The following is a 20,482-nucleotide window of genomic DNA, read 5'->3' on the forward strand; positions in this document are numbered from 1 at the left end:
AAAAACCGCCGAGTTCCTTAGAACACGGCGGCCAAGTGCTGCAACTAATATTTATAGAAACGTACTTGAGTTTCAGAGTGGGAACATGAACAAACCACCACCAACAAATCCAGCTTCCATCAGTGCTCCTTTCCAGCTCCATGGAAGTTGCTTCTCAACTGACGGTGCGCAGTTCCCTGGCCTCTGATAACCTAGTGTATACTCAAGTTCACATGGGCAATCGAGGCCCATCTGGTAGGGCAACAACAGAGCGTCGGAAAAGAAGCGGACACCGGAAACTGCGGGTTGGATACAGGGATAACAACCTTTTCCGTAGCGTTCCAATGCGACATCTTCAAAATACAGTGGGTTATGGACCGTCCCTGGCGCAACCCAACAGAAAGACTTTGATGTTGGATACGACTCCAAATGCGATGCCGGTTCACCATCGGTTTGATACCGGTTCTTGGGCGCACCGACAGTTGCTATGTTAAGCGAGATATCGCGAATGCTTCTCAAAGTAGGTTTTTCTTGTTCTGCCACCAACTTCTTGGGGAATGCTTGCGCCGCGACCCTGGTTTCGCTATGTGTTTTCTCGTGCACCACTTTGGTCTCTTCAGACTGATTCGCGACGGATGCAAAACGTGGAATTGTTAACTCTGGCACCTCATTTACGGTCGCACGAACTGTTGATTTCGCATTGTCGTTTGATGGCGTGAAAGCTGTTGACGAGAGGCTCATCGCGGGCGCGGCTACAACTTGCCCACTGCTCGTTTCTTCGCCCTGCAGATTGGACATGAATGCCATCAAGGTGACAGGAATCACGATCTGGCAGAATGTATGGATCTTTGCGGTCATCGGAATCCATCCTTGACTGTGGTTTGCAGGGCACAAAAGTGAGTAACATAATCGTTCGGCAAATGACCTCAGAACAATCCAACGTTTCAATCCACCATACTGATACCGAACCCTTGGTTGTTGCTGTCGGTCATCCCGGTTACGAGGAGGGTCCAGATCGTCCCATCATAACAATCAGCGAAGCGCGGGAGAGTTTTCCGCTCGTGAGGAACATGCCCCCCAATCCTTTCTTTTTGGTAATTCCGAACGAGCGTGTCGATCTCGTTGTTCAGGTCGGAGTCTCCGGTTCAGACTCTGCTGGCCCTGGGGCAATTGTATTCTGCGACTTGAAAAGTGTTGGGAGCTACCGTGGACAAGAACAATTTTCGTGTATTGGCGGCAGGATTTATAGTCATCACCGCTGGTTGCAACCTTGCCCAAAAAAGCACTCAAGTCGCCGATTGTGAGAACCACAATTTCTCTGCCCGTGCAACGCAGATTGAGTATCCCGATGTCCAGCTCGCTTGTCACAGCCAAGGCCTATCGACGCTGCCCCCGCGTAGTCTCGACGACGCGCCCCCCGAAGTTTACCGCGAATTGACACTTGACGAGGCGATTCAAGTCGCGTTGCGGAACAGCCAAGTGATGAAAGACCTCGGTGGCAGCGTGCTCAACGCCGCCGACACAACAAGTTCTATCTACGACCCAGCCATTCGAGAGTCCGATCCGCTTTTCGGTACTGAAGCGGCACTTAGCGCGTTCGATGCACAGTTTACATCGGGGATTTTCTGGGCTCAGAATGATCGCGCCGTCAACAATATCACCCTCGGTGGCGGCACACGCGACATCAACCAAGACCTCGGAAATTTCACATCAGAGTTGAGCAAAACAACTGCGACAGGAACGCGTTTCGCCGTCCGCAATCTCACTCAATATGACCAAAGCAATCAGCCTGGAAATCGTTTCACAAGCGGATGGGACACACAGTGGGAAGCCGAAGCAAGACATCCGCTGTTGCAGGGTTCCGGAGTCACATTTAATCGCATCGCCGGCCCCAACGCGCAACCAGGATTCAATTTTTCCAATGGGGTGATGATTGCCAGAATCAACACCGACATCAGTTTGGCCGATTTCGAAACCGGCGTTCGTGACTTTGTCAGCCGCGTTGAAGACTCCTACTGGGACTTGTATCTCGCCTACCAGACCTTGGAAGCCAATATCGTGGCTCGGGACAACGCGCTGAAAACTTGGCAATCGATCACCGCTCAAAAGGGCTTGCCTGGTGGAACCGCAGAACGCGAGGCCCGAGCGCGGGTACAGTACTATGCGTTTCAAGACCTTGTTCATGACGCGTTAAATGGCAATCCGCGTTCTGGGCAGACCGTCGGGGTCTATAGAGGCGAACGACAACTGCGACTATTGATGGGATTGCCTGCCAACGATGGTGAGATGATTCGGCCAGCAGATACGCCCACCCAGGCAAAGATCGTGTTCGATTGGTACGAGGCACTCGACGAGGCAATGGTTCGTCGCGTCGAGCTTCGCCGTCAGAAATGGAAAATCAAACGTAGCGAAATGGAACTCATCGCAGCTCGCAATTTTCGACTTCCCCGCTTGGATGCTGTTGCCCAATATCGTATGCGTGGGTTCGGCGATCAATTGACTGGAGGCGGGCCACCCAATTCGAGTGCCTTTCAAGACCTTGGAAGCGGTGATCACCAAGAATGGCAAGTTGGTTTCGAACTCAACGTTCCAGTTGGTTTTCGTCAAGCGTGGGCTGGCATCCGACAAGCTGAATTACAAGTCAACCGCGATCGCGCGATATTGCGTGAGCAAGAACTTATCGTTTCACATGGCCTAGGCGATGCTGTTTCCGAAGTCAGCCGAGCCCATGCTTCGGTGCGGACCAACTATAACCGACTCGATGCGGCGAACCACCGTGTCGCCGCGGCCCAGGAGGTATTGAAAGTCGACCGCGTATCGGTTGACGACGTACTCGAAGCACAGCAGGAAGTGGCCAGGGCCCAGACCCGCTTCTACGAAGCGCTGATTCAATACTCGATCGCCTTGAAGAATGTACAGCTCCAAAAAGGGACATTGCTGTCGATGCGAGGTATTCGCTTGAGCGAAGGTGGTTGGCCGAACAAAGCCTACGGTGATGCTAAAGAACTCAGGAATCGGCTTCGTATTAAAGCAAACGATTACCGCTTCGATTCGCCAGGCGTGATCAGTCGCGGCCCCTACGCTCAGCAAGCCGCGATCTCGGGTGGAAGCCATATGTCAACGAGTGTTTCACCAACTGAAAACTCTGCTGCCTCGAATTCATCAGAGCATCCCGTGACGCAGCAAGCTTCGTTGTTCACAGTCGATCTTCAGGACGCGGTCACGATGATCGACGGCTCGACCGCAAGATAAATACGTTCCGGTACAAACGATTTGTTATTTACGAATTGTGAGTGTTCCACGACTTCCAGGTCGCAGCAAAAGATCACGATTGATAACTTCGGCCCACACGCGGACTTGGCCTGTCACGGGCTGCAGTTCAGGGCTAACAAACGTAACCTCGCCATCGAATTCCACCTCGCGATCACCTGGCGGTAAAGCAACTTTCAGCTTGACGGGGCGTCCCTTCAACTCGGGCCCATACCGTTTACCATCCAAATTAACTTCAACTCGCAGGCGATCGAGTTGGACGATCCGCAAGATCGGTTGCCCAGGATCAACCCATTCGTTTGCCTGGGTCATCAATTCGACGATCATCCCTTTAAAAGGAGCCCTGGTAAGACGAAGCTCTACTTTCTGTTGAGCTGATTCTACGGCGCGCTGCTTGACTTGCTTCGTCAACTTGGCAATCCGCAAGTCACGTTGCGCCTGTTCGCGAGCCAATTTGGCTTGCTCGACAACCAGCTTCAGCTTGGACAGTTCGGTCGCCGAAATGCTGGTCGCGACGCGCTGAGCCGCCTCGGCGGACAGTTGCCATTCGGATTGTGCAACGGCGAGTGATTTTTCCGCATAGCGTTCGTCAACGTCATTCTCGCTTTTTTCAGTCGCAACTTGAAATTCCAAATCGGCGATGTGTTTGTCAAGTGCCGCCAAACGGTCATCGGACTTCGCTAACAACTGATCCTGCTCAACGATATCACCTTCCTTGACTAAGAACTCCGTTAACACGCCCGGCTCGTTGGCCGGTAAGCGAACATGCCGAATCAACTTTACTGCCGCATCTTCAACTACGATCGGGCTCGCCGGAGAATCGTTCGCCAAAACGGACAACGCCAAAACAATAAGAAATTCCATTTGATATTTACCGCTACGACGAAGAGCTTCAAGCTGATTCAATGTAATCTAAATCAGAGGGACAGGAACCTTTCCTATCCCGGCAACAACTGGATCGGTGGTCCTGCGTCGCCGATGCAATGTTATCACTATCCGATGGGACCGAAAAGTTAACGTACTATCACAGAAGCGCCTCGTGCAAAGTTTTTGAGGTTTAACTCAGAAATGTTAGGCATGGGATGTGGAGTTGTGTTTAAGGACTTTACCAGTTGCCGAGGTGCTTGTAATCGAGGAACGACCATTGACATTCGCAGATCAAAACACTGACGAAGTCTCAGTGATTTTTGACGAGTTATCCCAGCTTGCCTACGAAAATATCACGCCGAGCGAATTCTACGCGGAAGTGTTGGGGCGAATCGCGTCGGTGGTTGCACTGCGCGGTGCAAGCGTCTGGCTGCTCAACGGTACAGAGCATTCCTTGGCTTGCCGGATCGGCCCCGCAAGTGAGGCGGTTGATGCATCGCTTCACTCACTGATCAAAAGCACAGCGGCCAGTGGCGAGGCAAGGTTTGTCGTGCCACAGTTCTTACAAGAACAGCAGGTGACCGAGAATCCTACCGATGACCTGATTGCCGTTGCTGCAGTCGTCGATGGTTCTCTACGGTTCGCTGTCATCTTGCTAAATCTGCCAGCAAAACTAGATAGCTCAAGCCAAGAATCGTGTTTTCGCTTGCTGTCCATCATTTGTGATATTGCAGCAAATTTCCATCGACACTCGGAACTCAATTCGCTTCGAACCGATCGCCAGCGTTGGCAACAGATCGACGATTTCGCGAGTTCGATTCACCGCAGCCTCGAGCCTAGCGAGGTTTTCTATCTGATCGCCAACGATGGCCGGGCAGTGATTGATTGCGACCGGGTGTTGCTGCTGCAAAACCGCGGGTCCAAATATCGATTGGAGGCGGTCAGCGGTTTGGACAGTGTCAACCGTCGCTCGAATCTGGTTCGACGCGCCGAATCGCTTGCCCGCCGCGTGGCTCCGATGGAGACAACGATCCGATATCCATGTGGGGATGAAGAGTTGCCGCCACAGATTTGCGAAGCCATCGAATCCTTCGTTGACGAATCGGGGACGTCCCAATTGGTTGTTGTGCCGTTGATCGATGCTACCGATATCGACGACGAAACTGACTTTACCTCCGAGATTCATGGAGTGCTGATTGCAGAGAATTTCTCGGGGCAGCCGCTGATGATGTCGCAAATCGACGCCGTTGCAAAACATTCATTGAGTGCGGTCCGAAACGCCCGCAAGCATCGACGCGTATTTTTGCTTCCCCTATGGTCCATGCTGGGCGATATGGCGTGGGTGGTACGCGTTCGCGCTTGGCCAAAATTGCTGGTTGCCACTGTGCTGATGACGGCTCTTGTTTTGGGCACGATCCTCGTGCCGGTTGAATTCAGTCTTGCCACCGAAGGCACTTTGGAACCATCGACACGCAACTTCATCTTCGCGCCAGCCGATGGAGTCATCACCGACTTGGCTGTGACGCATCGCAGTCGCGTTGACAAAGGCGATCTGATCGCGAGGGTTCAGAACTTTGATGCTGATCTGAAACTGGAAGAACTGCAAGGTGAATTGCAGACGACAACGAATAAACTCCGTTCAGCGCGCGCGTCGCGAACCGATGCGACGGCGGGCAGTTTGTCGCCGTCGCAAATCAACCGTCTTGCTGCGGAGGAAGAAGAACTGGAGCAATGGCGTCAGAGTTTGGAAACACAGTTGGAGCTTTTGAGAACTCAGCGGCAAACCCTCGATATCCGAACACCGATCGCTGGTGAAGTGATCACGTGGGACTTGAAGAATTTGCTGACAGCGCGACCGGTGACGCAAGGACAAATTCTGATGACCGTCGCCAAGCTCGAAGGTCCATGGCAATTGGAATTGCATCTGCCGGATCATAGCATAGGACACTTTCGTCAGGCTCAACATGATTCTGAACTTCCGCTAGTCGTTTCGTTCATCCTCGCTTCCGAACCTGGCCGTACGCTGCACGGCACGGTTCGCGAAATTCAAGACTTCACATCGCTCGATGAATCGCAGCGTCTAGGCATCCGGATCTTTGTAGATGTCGAGGAACAAGAGATTGCGAATCTTCGTGTGGGAGCCAAGGTGATGGGGCGCATTCATTGCGGACGCCGTTCCATCGCTTATGTTTGGTTGCACGAACTGATTGAGTTTGTTCAGGCCAAAATTTTGTTTCGCCTGTCATAATTTTGGATTGCATTGACATATGGCGACGTCGCCAATCACCGCCGCCCAACACACGCCAGTTCGCTTGCGGATGCGGATGGACTTGCAGGTCAGTCAACAAACCCACCAGGGACAACGCCAGTGGATTCTAAAAGATTCGTTGGCGCGAAAGTATTTCCGCCTCAGCGCCCAACAGTTTGCGGTCCTCGAACTGCTCGACGGGAAACGGTCGCTGGTCCAAATCAAGGAGTCGCTTCGCCAGAAGTTTCCTCAGTTGGCGGCTACACATTCGCAATTACAATCGCTGGTGATGCAACTTCATCGCAGTGGTGTTGTCTATTCAGAATCATTGGGGCAAGGTGAGCAGCTTCTGCAGCGACATCGTAAGCAAAAAAGGCAGCAGTGGATCTCACGCTTGTTCAGCGTCTTCGCCATTCGCTTTCCGGGTGTTGATCCCGATTGGTTTCTCGGGAAAATCTATCGTTCAATTCGTTGTGTCTTTCACCCAATCAGTATTGCCATCAGTGTCGCAATGATGATCGCTGCGGTGTCAATGATACTGATCGATCTCGATTACTTCTTGGGCCGCTTGCCAGCGTTCCAGGAATTTTTTGGTGCTGGGAATTTGGTTTGGATGATGCTGGCGCTCGCGTTTGCGAAGGTCGTGCATGAACTTGGGCATGGTTTAACCTGCAAGCATTTCGGCGCAGAATGTCATGAGATTGGTTTGATGTTTCTCGTCTTCACGCCATGTTTGTATTGCGATACGTCCGATTCGTGGATGGTTGCAAGCAAGTGGCGTCGCGCGGCGATTGGTGCTGCAGGGATGTACTTTGAATTGACTCTGGCAGCATTGTGTTCATTTATCTGGGTCGCCACTACGCCAGGACTATTGAACTTCCTCTGTTTGAATACGATCTTTATTTGTTCGGTTTCGACCTTGGTGTTTAATGGCAATCCTCTGCTTCGATACGACGGATATTACATCTTGTCCGACTTGATGGAGGTTCCCAACCTCGCCCGTAAAGCACAATCCGCACTGCTGGGATTTTTGAAATTTCATTGCCTCGGCCTGCCATGGAGTACCGAATCGACGATTCCATCGAAGCTTCGTACGCTTTTCGCGGGGTATGCCGTGGCGTCGTTCTTCTATCGTATTTTCGTGCTGGTGCTGATCTTATGGTTTGCTTCAAAGATCTTCGAACCCTACGGGCTCAAGCCGATCGGAGACGTTTTGATCACGATCTCGCTGGTGGGAATACTAATCATTCCGCTAGTAAAGGCCGGCAAGTATTTCCTCATTCCTGGGAAGCTGTCACAAGTGAATAGCAAGCGATTGATAGGAACATGTATTGCGATTGCGATGTTGCTTTCGTTCCTCGCATTCGTGCCCGTTCCCCATCACGTTTATGCCGTTGTCTCGATTGAGCCGCGTGGGGCCGTTCGCGTCTATGTTGATGTCGAGGGCAATTTGGCACAGCAGTATGTGGAACCAGGCGCAAAGGTCAAGGTTGGCGATCCGCTGGCGCGACTCGTCAACCCAACGCTCGACTTCGAAGCAGAAAAAATTGGTGGACAGCTGCAACAACTTGAAACCAAGCTGACAAATCTTCGGCGTCAGCAGTCCGCCGATCCCAGCGCCGCAACGGCGATCCCGTACACACAGACATCATTGGAAGCGATGCAGGTTCGATTGACGCAAGTACGCGATCGTCATTCTCGTCTCCTGCTGACCGCACCGACTGCTGGTACGATTTTCTCACCGCCCCGAACGCCGGAAGCCACGACAACTTCCGGTCAACTAGGTGTGTGGTCGGGCACGCCTCTGCAGAGCCAGAACATCGGTTGTTATTTACCAGCCAGCACTTGCATCTGCCTGATCGGAGATCCTTCGGAGTTTGAAGCGGTCGCTGTGATCGATCAAACGGCTGCTAATTATGTCAGCGAAGCGGACCCCGTCGAAATTGTTCTCGACGAAATACTTGGCAGACGTTGGGAATCGGTCGTCGCCGAAATCGCAGCCGTCGACACGAAGGTGACGCCTCGAGAGCTGAGTATTAAGTCGGGGGGAGACCTCGACACCACGACTGATGCAACAGGCGCCGAGCGTCCGTCCGCTGCATCGTACCAAGCCCGGATCGCGATTCCCGACGGAGACCAACAGCTCATTCAAGGTTTTCGTGGTCAAGCCAAGATCTACGTCGGATCGCGGCCTCTTGGCACTCGCCTACTCCGCTTTCTCCGACAGACATTCCGCTTCCACTAACCAACTTGAGCATCCGCGTTTCGACAAGATCGATGTTGATCGCCGCCACAACAACGACCTTGTTGAAATGTTTTCATCACGCTCGACGCGATGCACTGCCAGTAAGAGCCCGCTAAACGCAACGTTGCCGCGGATGCGGATTGCATCCTGACTGGCAAGTGCAACCAAGGGAATCTTGCGAGACGATTGATACAACGGTTCCTTGAGTAGCGTGAGGAGCAAGACCGCGTAGAAGGACTCCGTAAGCACGTAATCGTCCAAACATCGCATGGTCGCGACGAACGTCGAAAAGATTACACTATCGCCGTTCCTGATGAACCGTTTTTTGCTGCGAACTGGCGCGGCATCAAGTCGATTGGAATGATTTTCGGCGTCCGTGACGATGGCCAAGCCAGGAGTACGGAGAGGGCGTACTTCATTCGCTGTCTGCCCTACCAAGGGTAAATATTGGATCCGACCGATTTGCGATCTTGAGAAGACTGAGAACAGCGAATACTGCCTTTGGGGGGGGGCTTTTCCGAAGCTTCCAGTCGAAGTTCGTGTGGGCTGTTCGTCAGTAAGCTCTTCCGCATTTCGTCCAATGGCGTCGGATGTTTTGCGGCAGGAGACGACCGTGAAAGGCCGCGATTCGCGGCAAACGACTTCGTGCTGGCTGGAGCGGAACCGTTCTCGATGCGATTTAGCCCGGTTTTTGCTGGGTTTGAACGTGCGATTGCCGTAGCCTCCCCTGCGCCATCAGTCGTCTATACTTGAGGCGGTCTAAGCTCCGATATTACGCCACTTCATTCCCCTTACGATACTTGCCTGCTGTTTGGTTGTGTCTGACTCGATTACCCGGTCGACGCAATTAATTCCCCGGTCGATGCAATTCGATGGATGATGCCTACCTATGTTCCCACCCAATGTTTCTTCCCCGCCCAAGGTTTCTGTTTTTGGCAGCATCCGACGGTTGCTGCTGATCGTGACTGCTGGCATTGCTCAAATTCCATTGCCTGCGTTCGCTTCGGATGACTGGCCGATGTGGCGCAGCGATGCGCAGCGTTCGGCGGCGACTGCCAACACGGTTGCTGATTCACTCAGCCCGCTATGGCAGCGAGAATTCACGCAGCGTTTGCCCGCCTGGGACGATCCGCTCAACCTGGATTTGATGACCTACGACCGGATCTTTGAACCGATCGTCGTCGATGGACGAATGTTCGTCGGGTTCAATGATGAAGACAAATTGCAGGCACTCGATGCAGACACGGGGCGTGAACTGTGGTCGTTCGTCACGGAAGCTCCCGTGCGTTTACCACCGGTGGGGTGGCAGAACAAAGTTTACTTTTGCAGCGACGATGGCTTCCTGTATTGCGTTAACGCCGAGGATGGATCGCTCGAGTGGAAATTCAGCGGCGCACCGAATGCCCAACATGTTATCGGCAACCGGCGGCTCACGTCGGCTTGGCCAGCTCGCGGCGGTCCCGTCGTGCGTGATAATCGAGTTTACTTCGCTGCCAGCATTTGGCCTTTCATGGGCACGTTCATCTACGCACTGGATGCTGAGTCCGGCGAGATCCAGTGGCTCAACGATAGCACGGGGGCTCAGTACATTAAGCAGCCCCACAGCGCTCCATCCTTCGCGGGCGTGGCGCCTCAAGGTGCCCTGGTGGCGACCGAAGACGAGTTGATCGTGCCAGGCGGTCGCTCGGTTCCCGCGGTCTTGGATCGGGCCACCGGCGAATTGCGCTACTTCGAATTGAATGCAGGTGGCAAGGGGAACGGCGGATCGTTTGTCGCTGCGGCGGACGATTTCTTCTATGTGCACACGCGGGGAAAAGGAACGCGCGCCTTTAATGTCACCACAGGCAAGAAAACGGCCTTCATGCCTAACGAACCCGTGTTGGCGGCCGGTACCATCTATTCAGCAGAGATGGCTGACGATCAACCGATGGTTCGGGCTTATGGAACGGACGAAAAGTTAATCTGGGAAATCGCCGCAGATGGACGCGGCGATTTGATCCTCGCTGGCGACAAACTCATCGCTGCAGGCAGTGACCACATCACCGCGATTCGATTGCCCACCCAAGACAAGCCGGCTGAGATCGTATTTGAGTTGCCTTGCGAAGCGCAAGTCGAGCGGTTACTGGTCGCTTCCGAAAAGCTCTTCGCCGTCACGCTTGACGGCAAACTGCTGGCCTTTGGCGATAGTAAAACTTCGCCTGCTCTGGCGACCGAATCGCCTGCCGAGGAGAAGGTTGTCGCACAACAGGCCCCAACGCACGGCGGACAGGAAGCTGGCTGGGATACCACCGCCGCAGACCTTCAGATCGTGAAGCAGATGCTCGCGAGCTCATCGCCCGAAGGCTATGCCTTTTGGTATGGATCAACCGATTCAGGGATTGCCCGCAGCTTGGCCAGCGAATCACCGTTTGTGCAACTGGCCATGGTCGATTCGGATATGCAACGCGTACACCAGGCACGCAGGCAGCTCGATTCACAAGGCATCCAAGGCGTCACGGTGCATCATGCCCAGGCCGCTGCCTTTCGTGCGCCGCAGTACGTGGGGCACATGGTGTTCATCGCGCCCGATTGTGTGGCGGAGATCGTCGATGAGATCCGAAGCACGGGGCGTCAATCTGAAACGCTAGCCAGCTTGTATCAAACAGTGCGTCCCTATGGAGGCACGCTGCATCTATTGACCTCCGATAACAGTGGCGATGAAAGTGCTGCCGAGATAAATGCTGCCCACTTGGCGAAGCTCGTCGATGCGATGGGACTCGAAAAGGCTGAGGCCGAAGATTGCGATTACGGGGTCTGTGTCCGCCGCGTCGGGGCGCTGCCAGGTTCCGCCGATTGGACGCATCAAAACGGGGACGTGGCCAATACGCGCAAGTCCAACGATAGCCGAGTCAAGTTACCGCTGGGCGTGCTGTGGTTCGGCGGCAATAGCAATATGGATGTCCTGCCGCGTCATGGTCATGGACCACCGGAGCAAGTTGTCGGTGGGCGACTGTACATTCAGGGTATGAACAGCCTCAGTTGCCGCGATGTCTACACAGGTCGCGTCGTCTGGAAACGAGACTTTGGCGATCTGGGAACGTTCGACGTCTATTTTGATACAACTTACGAAGATCAGCCACTGAGTACCAAATACAATCAAGTCCACATACCGGGCGCGAACGGACGAGGTACCAACTATGTCGTAACCGAGGATCGTGTTTACATATTGGTTGGCAACGCCTGCTTGGTGCTCGACCCGTTGACCGGAGAAACGCTGCATCAAATCGAACTGCCCCGCGACGACAACGGCGATCAAGCCGAATGGGGTTATATCGGTATCTACGACGACGTGCTGATTGGCGGTTTGGGATTTGCCAAATATCGCGAGCGGCATGACTTGGAGTTCGAATCGGACAAAGGTCTCAAACGCAATCGAGCTGGTTTTGGCTCGAAGAGCCTCGACCGGGCCGCGAGCGTCGGCTTGGTCGGTTTCGATCGTCATACGGGCAAGCAATTATGGCAGGTGATGGCTAAGCATAGTTTCTGGCACAACGGCATCGTCGCCGGTGGCGGCAAGCTCTATTGCCTGGACAAAAATCCCAGTCACGTCGAAGATGCCTTGTTGCGGCGCGGTCAACCGGAGCCCGATGACTACCGCATCCTGACCATGGATTACCGAACCGGTGAGACGCTGTGGGAAGTCACCGAAAATATCTTTGGAACGTGGTTGGGCTATTCGCCACAGTTCGATCTGCTACTTCACGCTGGCGCGAAGGCCAGCGATCGCTTGACGGCCGAAACAGGCCGCGGCATGACCGTCTACCATGCGGCTGATGGCACGATCAAGTGGCAGAACCCCGGCCTGGCCTACTCGGGACCGTGCATTCTGCACAATGATTTGATCATCACCAACGCCAACTCTTACGCTAAATCAGCGGGCGCCTTCAACTTGCTGACCGGCAAGCAGAGGATGGTGAAGAACCCGTTGACGGGAGAACTCCAGCCGTGGAAGATCACGCGTGCGTACGGATGTAACAGCATCCTTGCCAGTGAAAATCTGCTTACTTTCCGCTCCGGTGCCGCCGGGTATTACGACATGTTAACTGAAGGTGGCACGGGCAACTTGGGTGGTTTTAAATCGGGTTGTACTTCCAACCTTGTCGTCGCCAACGGCGTGCTCAATGCGCCAGACTACACGCGGACGTGCAGTTGCGCTTACCAGAATCAAACCTCGTTGGCATTGGTCCACATGCCCGACATCGATATGTGGACAATCGACTTGATTGCAGGTACTGCTACGCCCGAGCAGTTGCTCGAACGCATGGCGATCAACTTTGGCGCGCCCGGACATCGCCGACAACCCGATGGCCAATTGTGGCTGGAGTATCCCGTAATGGCTGCCGACTCAATTCCCATCGATATCCAGACCAATGCCGAGGCCAAGCCGTTTCAGCATCACTCGTCGCTAGTCAAAGGCGTGGATCGGCCCTGGGTGCTTGCATCGGGGCTAGAAGGTCTGACAGAGTTGCGCATTGGGATGCGAGTCAAATCGCCACCGGGCAAGGACGTCGCGAAGAAATCAAAGTCCGAAAATGCAGATGCTCAGGCGAGCCAACCCCGCGAGCAACTGGTGGCTACCACGGCGGCTTCGGATGCCCCTATTCATCACTACGATGTGCGTTTGCATTTCTCTAGCTCGCCCATTGCCAGCAAGGGGCGACGAGTATTCGATGTTTACGTGCGAGACGAAGTGGTGCTGAGCGATGTGACGATCGACCCGTCCGAAGGTTCGGGCCAACAGACCGCAGAGCATTTGCTTGAGCAAATTCCTATCGCTGGCGAACTGCTATTGCGGTTCGTGCCCAAAAAAGGCTCAGCCGTCCTATCGGGGATCGAAATCGAAAAACGTGAAACCGAGAAGAGGTAATTGAAATGCAAAAGCCTATATCCATATTCGTCCTAGCCGCTATCGCGCTGGGTGCCGCTGCCACCGTTGCGCTGGCTTGCCAAGTCCCCGTGTTTCGTTACGCGCTGGAACGTTGGCCGGCGGATAAGTACGAAGTTCTCGTGCTATCTTCGGGACCACTCAACGAAGCTGCGCAGGCCAGCCTGCAACGTTTGCAAACGGCAGGGGCGGAAGATGGAGCAAACTTTGAGGTGCAGACGGTCGACGCGGCAACGATCGAGGACGAGCGATTGCGCGAGATGTGGCAGCAGCATCAGCCCCACGAATCGCCGCTTATGGTCGTGCTCTATCCGCGCACTGCAGAGCAAGTTACCGATCGCGTGATCGAGGCAGTGGAGTTGACTTACGAGGCGGTCGATCGCCTGCTGCACTCGCCCGTGCGAAAGGAAGTCGCCCAGCGGTTAAGCAGCGGGCAATCGGCGGTCTGGATCTTTGTTCCCTGTGGCGACGTCGGTAAAGACAGTCGGGCCTTGCTCGCACTCAAGCAGCGAATCGCTGCCAATCAAGAAACACTGACCGTGCCCACAGCCGAAGAGATGGATATTGAGCCGGCTCGATTGACGAACAATCGGATCCCGCTGCGAATTGAATTTTCGATCGTAACGCTCGACCGCCAGGATCCACAGGAAGCTTTTCTGTTAGCCGCACTGGCGGGCAGCGAAGCTGAATTGTCGCAGACCGAACCGCAAGCATTCCCTGTTTTTGGTCGCGGCCGCGTGCTGTACGGACTGGTGGGCCGCGGAATCATGCCCGTCACGATCGACACCGCCTGCAAGTTCATGGCAGGCCCCTGCTCGTGCCAAGTCAAGAATATGAATCCAGGGTTCGATTTGCTATTGTCCCATGGTTGGGATGACGCGGTAGCGGGATCAATGATTTCAGACGCCTTGCCCGCCGAATCCGCTGAACCCGTTTTGCTGACCATTCCCCCAGGCCGATAAAGATCGCATTGCTTGGGAGACGGACGAGGCTCGGAATCGCACCGATCCAATTTCTCCTTGACTCTCGCTTGCTCATTTGAATTCAACATGCACTCTCCCCAGTCACTTACCGCCGAAGAGCATGCCACCTACCAGTGGCAGATGTGGGTTTCCGATTTCGGCGCTGCAGGACAACAGAAACTCAAAAATGCATCGGTGATGATTTCACGGGTCGGCGGCGTCGGCAGCGTCGTCGCCTATGAACTGGCCGCTGCCGGTGTGGGCAAGTTAATTCTCGCTCACGGTGGAAACGTGAAACCGAGCGATTTGAATCGGCAATTGCTGATGACTCACGATTGGATCGGCAAGCCGCGGATCGAATCCATCCGGCGTCGCTTGCTCGAACTGAACCCACGTTTAGAGATCGTGGCGGTCGGTGAAAACGTCGGCCCCGAAAATGCTGCCCGACTGGTCGAGCAGTGCGACGTCGTCGTCGATTGTGCGCCGCTGTTCCCCGAACGGTTCCTCATGAACGAGCAAGCAGTTCGCCAAGGCAAACCGATGGTCGAATGTGCGATGTACGAAATGGAAGCCCACATCACTACGATTTTACCGGGGCGTTCCCCATGCCTGCGGTGCCTATTCCCTGAAGCTCCTCCGACTTGGAAACGTCAGTTTCCCGTGTTCGGCGCCGTCTCTGGGACTGTCGCCTGTATGGGCGCGGTCGAAGCGATCAAAGTCATCGCGGAGATCGGCACCCCCTTGGCCGGCCGGTTAGTAAAAATGGACCTGCGTGATATGAGCTTTCGCACCTTGAAGTTTGCACGTCGAAGCGATTGCCCGGTCTGCAGCCAAACGCCGCAATCCAAAACCGATTGAAAGGAGATCCTAATTTATGAACGTCATCATTCCCACTTCCCTGCGTCAGCATACCGGCGGCCTTGGGATCGTCGATGTCCAAGGTCTGTGCGTTGATGAAGCGCTGCTGTCCTTGGTCGAGTCGCATCCTGCATTGAAGCCGCAACTGCTCGATGCGTCCGGCGATATCCTCTCTCACGTCAACGTATTTGTGAATGATACGAACGCGCGAGATATGGACGCGGGTGCCACTCCCCTTGCCGAATCCGACGAGATCTTGCTGGTGCCAGCGATCGCGGGTGGATAGATGAGCAAGGACAACACGGCATTATCGCCCGATGAACTGCAGCGATACGCCCGGCATCTCAGTTTGCCGGAAGTTGGACTGGCGGGACAATCCAAGCTGCGTGCCGCTTCGGTACTGATCGTGGGAACCGGTGGCTTGGGTTCACCGGTGGCAATGTATTTGGCCGCTGCCGGTGTCGGGCGACTGGGAATGATCGATTTTGATCGCGTGGAATACTCGAACCTCCAGCGTCAAATCATTCATGCGACCGAGAGCATTGGTCGCTCAAAGGTCGAGTCGGCGGCCGAGGCGGTTGCCAGGATCAATCCATTGATCACGGTCGATGCGATCGACGCAGCACTGACAAGTGAAAATGCAATGAGGATTGCCGGTGCATACGACATCATCATCGACGGAACCGACAACTTTGCGACGCGGTACTTGGTGAACGATGTTTGTGTGCTGTTGAAAAAGCCGAACTGTTACGGTTCGATTTTTCGCTTCGAAGGGCAAGCGTCTGTGTTCGGTCACGCGGGCGGACCTTGTTACCGCTGCCTTTATCCTCAACCGCCCGCACCGGGAACCGTGCCGAATTGTGCCGAGGGAGGTGTGCTGGGAATTCTGCCAGGAATTGTAGGTGCGATTCAGGCCACCGAAGCGATCAAGTTGATCCTGGGAATCGGTGACTCATTGTCGGGCCGATTGCTGCTGATCGATGCCGCCGAGATGAGGTTTCGAGAGTTGAAGGTGCAACGCAGTGTCGATTGCCCCGTCTGTGGTGACTCACCGACGATTACCGCGCCGATCGACTACGACCAGTTTTGTGGCTCGTCTCCGGTCAGTGAGGAAACGAACCAGCAAAGCCCCAGGGATATCGAACCGAGTGATTTGAAGCACCTGCTCGATAACGGTACGGAATTCGTTTTGGTTGACGTCCGCGAGCCTCACGAGTACGAGATCTGCAGTTTGGGAGGGACCCTGATCCCACTTGCCGAACTTCCCGATCGCCGCTACGAATTGCCAACCGACAAACCCATCGTGGTGCACTGCAAACTCGGCGGTCGCAGCGCCCAAGCGGCGCATCAACTACGAGAGCTTGGTTTCAAAGACGTCCGCAATCTGCGCGGCGGGATTGATGCCTGGGCCACCCAGATCGACCCTTCGATGCCGCGATACTAATCGCGTTACGTTTAACCTAGCGCAGCGTCGCAGCTTATTTTTAGCGTAGCGTAACTCGTCAAGAGTTTCGGATCGGCGGGCAAATTCAACGAAAGTCTTGACGAATTCCGCTACCAACAATCCTAATTCTTAGTTTTCCGCTGGTCTTCGCTACGCTCACCCCCACCGGCTAGTTGCTAAATCCCTGTCGCAATTGCGGCCGAACCAATGTGCAACTGGAATGGTCAAAGCAACGTTCATTCAGCGGTGATCTTGCCGTCATCGAGCACAAACCGACGGTCGGCAAGCGCGGCCGCCTCGGTGCTGCTGTGGGTGACATGCAGCGTCGTCACGCCAGTGTTTTCCTTGACCCGCCGCAGCAACTCACGCATCTCCAGTCGCGTCGATTCGTCCAGTGCGCTGAGCGGCTCATCGAGCAACAGCACGCTTGGATGAAACGATAACGCTCTGCCGAGCGCCACACGCTGAGACTCTCCGCCACTGAGCCCATCGATCTTGCGACTTAGCAACGACGTGATGCCCAACATCTCGCTCAGCTCTTCCGATCGATGCTTCATCGCGGCACGCGATTGGCCACGCAGCTTCAGAGCAAACGTCAAGTGTTCGGCGACGCTGAGCGTGGGAAACAGCGCGAGGTCTTGTGGTACATATCCGATTTGTCGGTCGCCGGGCATCCAATCGGTGACGTCCGTTCCCTCGATTAGTATTTGGCCATGATGAATTCGACGCAGCCCGCAGATCGCTTCGAGGATCGTTGTTTTGCCACGTCCGGTTCGGCCCATCAATGCCACGTATTCGCCGGAGCGAACCTGAAACGATAACTGCCTCAGTCGGAATTCACCCGCCCCGATGGTGACGTCACGTAGTTCGATCATGCCGTCAATCCTGTTCCCAAAACTCGCAAGACCAGCAGCACGACAACCGCCATCGCGACCATCAGTAGCGAGACCGCGACGGCGGCATCCAGCTGTCCGACACTGAGTTCTAAAAACACCGTCGTCGAGAGTACCTCAGTACGCATTCGTGTCGCCCCCGCAAAGACCAAGATCGGTCCGAATTCTCCCAACGCCCGTGCCCACGCAATCGTGGTTGCCGCGATCATACCACGCCACGCCTGGGGGATCGCGATCTGCATGAACGCTTGGGCGCGGGTGCAGCCGAGCGTGCGTGCGACGTCTTCGGCACGAGGGTCGATCTGGTCGAACGTCACCCGCATCGTGCGCACGGCAAACGCACAGGCCACCGAAAATTGCGCCAGCACCACGGCGGGCCAGCGATACGTAATGGGAAAACCGACACTGTCGCGGAGCCAGGCTTCGAGTTCCCAACCACCGATCGGAAGGTGAAATAGAATTAACAAACTAAGGCCCAACACCAATGGCGGCAGCACAATCGGGATGTCCACCAACGTGTCGATCAGCCAGCGCCCGGGAAAACGATAGCGAGAGAGCAGATATCCCAGCGGCGTGGCAACCCAAATCGAAAGGATCGCCGCAGCGGTACAGGACAACATGGTCAGCCGAAACGCCACTTGGATTTCCGGCTTCGTCAGCGCCGCAGTAAAGTCAGAAAACGACGTAAACAGGATGTCGGCAGCCAACAGCAAGACAATCAGCAGCACAAAGAGGGCGGAGATCGCGCTCATGACGAGAAAGAACGGCACATCGCTTCGTCGGCGACGAGCTGCAAGCCCCTTTGTCGTTGTTGCAGCTATATCAGGTTCGACTTCGTTTGTCATAGTTGTGAGAGCTGAAGAGTTGTCGGATTTTGAAGCCGTACTATTGGTGATCGTTTTCCGTGTTCGCATCCATTTGCCAACGAAAACCTTCGGCAGCGAATATCCCCTGCGATGATTGCGAGCAGATTTGTTGGAACAGCCGCCCGGCCAATTCTGGGTACTTCGACTCTTCCGCGACCGCCCAGGGTTGAGTTGCAACGCTACATGAGATGTCTTGGATTCGGATCGCATCTAACGATTCCGACGCACCCGCTGCGTTGCTCAAATAGGCCACGGCGGTGTCGAGCGAACCGGTCAGCATTTGATTCACCAGCATGTCGCCCGTCGGCGACTGAACCGTCACGTTGGGCATCACCTTTTGCTGGATTCCACCTTCGCGGAAGGTGTTTTGCGTGATCCATCCCATCGCACATTGATGCTCGTGTCCAATCCCCACTCGCAAGTCCTTGCGAGCTAAATCCCGCAACGAACGGATGTTTTTTGGATTGCCTTTTTGTACCAAAATTACCAGTTCGTTTTGCGAGACCGGAACCGGCTCGGGAAACAGATCGTGAACTTGGTTCATGAATTCCGAATCGCACGCGAAATAGGCGTCCGGGTGTTGCCCCGCCTTCATTTGAGCAACCAAGATTCCGCAGCCATTGTAAACTCGGTTGACCTTGATGCCTTCGCGTTTTTCAAACGCGGCGATCGTTTCCTCGATTGCAGGACGCAACATCGAGCCAGCAAAAATCGACAACTCCGGCACGTCGCTCCAAGCGTCTCCGCCTTGGGTGCGAAAACCAAACTCAGCGTAATGCTGCAGTCCGCGGTCTTGCGCCGAAAGATAGCGGGCGAAATGGAGCGCCGCCTGGGGCTGGTCCGTCGACGCGATCACTCCCACCGAAATTTGAGAAGCGGCATCAGCCAGTTCTGGCAACTCGACGTACTCGAGCTCTTCATAAGTGTGCAAGACAGCGTCATAGACGATCGCGGCATCTGCTGCGCCGATCGTTACATCGTTAGCCACTTCATTGACAGTTGCTCGTAACGCGCTCGCGGACGAGGCCATCGGTTCCCATTGGTTATCGACACTCAATACCTCACGAACGACTTTGCCAATCGCAGCCGAATCGGGACTGGCCAGAACCAGCCGCACCTCATCGCGAAGCAGGTCCGAATACTGCTCGATCGACTTGGGGTTGTTTCGCTTGACTGCGACCACCGCCTGCATCCGCGCGATCGGCAACACCTCAGCGATCAATTGCTTCTCACGTCCCATCTCGATATAGCTGTCATCGGCTGGCAAGAATAGATCTCCCGACCGAGTCACCTCGATGGATGACAGCAAGGTTTGTGACGGGCCGTACTGGATCTCCACCTTGCGGCCGAACTCCCGTTCGTAGTCCGCGCGAATGGACTCCATCACCGCACGGTTGCTGGCGGCACAGTACAGCACCAACGGCTTTTGCTGGACGTCCGTGGTTGGCTGCCTGCCAAAATTCAACGTGGCAAAAATTCCAGCCAGCGAAACAGCTGACACGATGATGAGCAGTAAAAAACGATTCTTCGATGACATGTTTACCAATTTCAAGCTGTCGAAAGAAAGGAAGGAAGCCAGCATACCATGATCGATTTCCCGCATCGTTACCCTGTAGGACCTTAGGCAAGCGTACTTCGCTTGTTTCCTTAGAACCGGACAGAAAACCACTGATTTGATTGGCACGGTACTTTCGCCATCGTGACTGGCAACGTTAGCATCTCTGCCAGTACGTTCGGCCTGCGGACTCACTCCAGCAGCACTGCGAATCATTCACTCCTGTTTCCAAACCCAACCTTTCACATCGCCTGGTGCTGAAAACTGGGGCATCCCACCGCAATTCTGCGACAAGATCGCATGTCTCGTTGCTCATACGGAACACATGGGCCTCTCCGATGACATCGGTTTGGCAGTGCCCCAGTCGCAAC

At 54.7% G+C, this 20,482-nt stretch carries 14 protein-coding genes; 9 read left to right on the top strand and 5 right to left on the bottom strand.

Annotated elements, in window-relative coordinates:
* Positions 1 to 72: 72 nt before the first annotated feature.
* Positions 73 to 837, bottom strand: coding sequence for a hypothetical protein (locus tag EC9_RS09505; RefSeq protein WP_145344398.1), 765 nt, complete (start codon positions 835 to 837; stop codon positions 73 to 75).
* 348 nt (positions 838 to 1,185) lie between these two features.
* Between EC9_RS09505 and EC9_RS09510 the strand changes: the two genes are divergently transcribed.
* Positions 1,186 to 3,231: a TolC family protein gene (locus EC9_RS09510; RefSeq protein ID WP_145344400.1), complete on the top strand. Its 2,046-nt coding sequence runs from the start codon at positions 1,186 to 1,188 to the stop codon at positions 3,229 to 3,231.
* 24 nt (positions 3,232 to 3,255) lie between these two features.
* Here EC9_RS09510 and EC9_RS09515 read toward each other — a convergent pair whose 3' ends face one another.
* Positions 3,256 to 4,155, bottom strand: a complete 900-nt coding sequence (locus EC9_RS09515) for an efflux RND transporter periplasmic adaptor subunit (protein WP_145344402.1) — start codon at positions 4,153 to 4,155, stop codon at positions 3,256 to 3,258.
* Between the two features lie 274 nt (positions 4,156 to 4,429).
* On the opposite strand from EC9_RS09515, the gene EC9_RS09520 reads away from it, so the two are divergent.
* From EC9_RS09520 to moeB, 7 genes are all read left to right on the top strand, one after another.
* Positions 4,430 to 6,364 carry an efflux RND transporter periplasmic adaptor subunit gene (locus EC9_RS09520; protein ID WP_145344404.1) on the top strand — a complete coding sequence of 645 codons (1,935 nt, stop codon included), beginning with the start codon at positions 4,430 to 4,432 and terminating at the stop codon, positions 6,362 to 6,364.
* Positions 6,365 to 6,383: 19 nt separating this feature from the next.
* The gene (locus EC9_RS09525; RefSeq protein WP_145344406.1) at positions 6,384 to 8,609 is read left to right on the top strand and encodes a hemolysin D; all 2,226 of its coding nucleotides are present in this window, start codon (positions 6,384 to 6,386) and stop codon (positions 8,607 to 8,609) included.
* Between the two features lie 889 nt (positions 8,610 to 9,498).
* A complete protein-coding gene (locus EC9_RS09530) occupies positions 9,499 to 13,515 on the top strand; it encodes an outer membrane protein assembly factor BamB family protein (RefSeq protein WP_145344408.1) in 4,017 nt (1,338 codons plus the stop codon).
* Between the two features lie 5 nt (positions 13,516 to 13,520).
* A complete protein-coding gene (locus EC9_RS09535; RefSeq protein ID WP_145344410.1) occupies positions 13,521 to 14,495 on the top strand; it encodes a hypothetical protein in 975 nt (324 codons plus the stop codon).
* 87 nt (positions 14,496 to 14,582) lie between these two features.
* Entirely contained in the window at positions 14,583 to 15,353 is a 771-nt protein-coding gene (locus EC9_RS09540; protein WP_145344412.1) for a HesA/MoeB/ThiF family protein, read from the top strand.
* Between the two features lie 16 nt (positions 15,354 to 15,369).
* Positions 15,370 to 15,639 carry a MoaD/ThiS family protein gene (locus EC9_RS09545; RefSeq protein ID WP_145344414.1) on the top strand — a complete coding sequence of 90 codons (270 nt, stop codon included), beginning with the start codon at positions 15,370 to 15,372 and terminating at the stop codon, positions 15,637 to 15,639.
* Positions 15,640 to 16,797, top strand: a complete 1,158-nt coding sequence (gene moeB, locus EC9_RS26930) for a molybdopterin-synthase adenylyltransferase MoeB (protein ID WP_145344416.1) — start codon at positions 15,640 to 15,642, stop codon at positions 16,795 to 16,797. It begins immediately after the preceding gene.
* Positions 16,798 to 17,033: 236 nt separating this feature from the next.
* Here the strand turns inward: moeB and EC9_RS09555 are convergent, their stop codons facing one another.
* Genes EC9_RS09555 through EC9_RS09565 form a run of 3 tightly spaced genes read right to left on the bottom strand, consistent with a single transcriptional unit; the run spans position 17,034 to position 19,940 of the window.
* Positions 17,034 to 17,672, bottom strand: a complete 639-nt coding sequence (locus EC9_RS09555) for an ABC transporter ATP-binding protein (protein ID WP_145344418.1) — start codon at positions 17,670 to 17,672, stop codon at positions 17,034 to 17,036.
* Entirely contained in the window at positions 17,669 to 18,604 is a 936-nt protein-coding gene (locus EC9_RS09560) for an ABC transporter permease (protein WP_315852322.1), read from the bottom strand. The genes EC9_RS09555 and EC9_RS09560 overlap by 4 nt, the downstream gene beginning before the upstream one ends.
* Complete coding sequence (locus tag EC9_RS09565) at positions 18,576 to 19,940, bottom strand: substrate-binding domain-containing protein (protein ID WP_218934701.1); 1,365 nt, start codon at positions 19,938 to 19,940, stop codon at positions 18,576 to 18,578. The genes EC9_RS09560 and EC9_RS09565 overlap by 29 nt, the downstream gene beginning before the upstream one ends.
* Here EC9_RS09565 and EC9_RS26455 point away from each other — a divergent pair.
* A complete protein-coding gene (locus EC9_RS26455) occupies positions 19,930 to 20,145 on the top strand; it encodes a hypothetical protein (protein WP_218934702.1) in 216 nt (71 codons plus the stop codon). The genes EC9_RS09565 and EC9_RS26455 overlap by 11 nt on opposite strands.
* The last annotated feature ends 337 nt before the right edge of the window (positions 20,146 to 20,482 follow it).

It is taken from the genome of Rosistilla ulvae (genome assembly GCF_007741475.1).
In the GTDB taxonomy this organism is placed as follows: domain Bacteria; phylum Planctomycetota; class Planctomycetia; order Pirellulales; family Pirellulaceae; genus Rosistilla; species Rosistilla ulvae.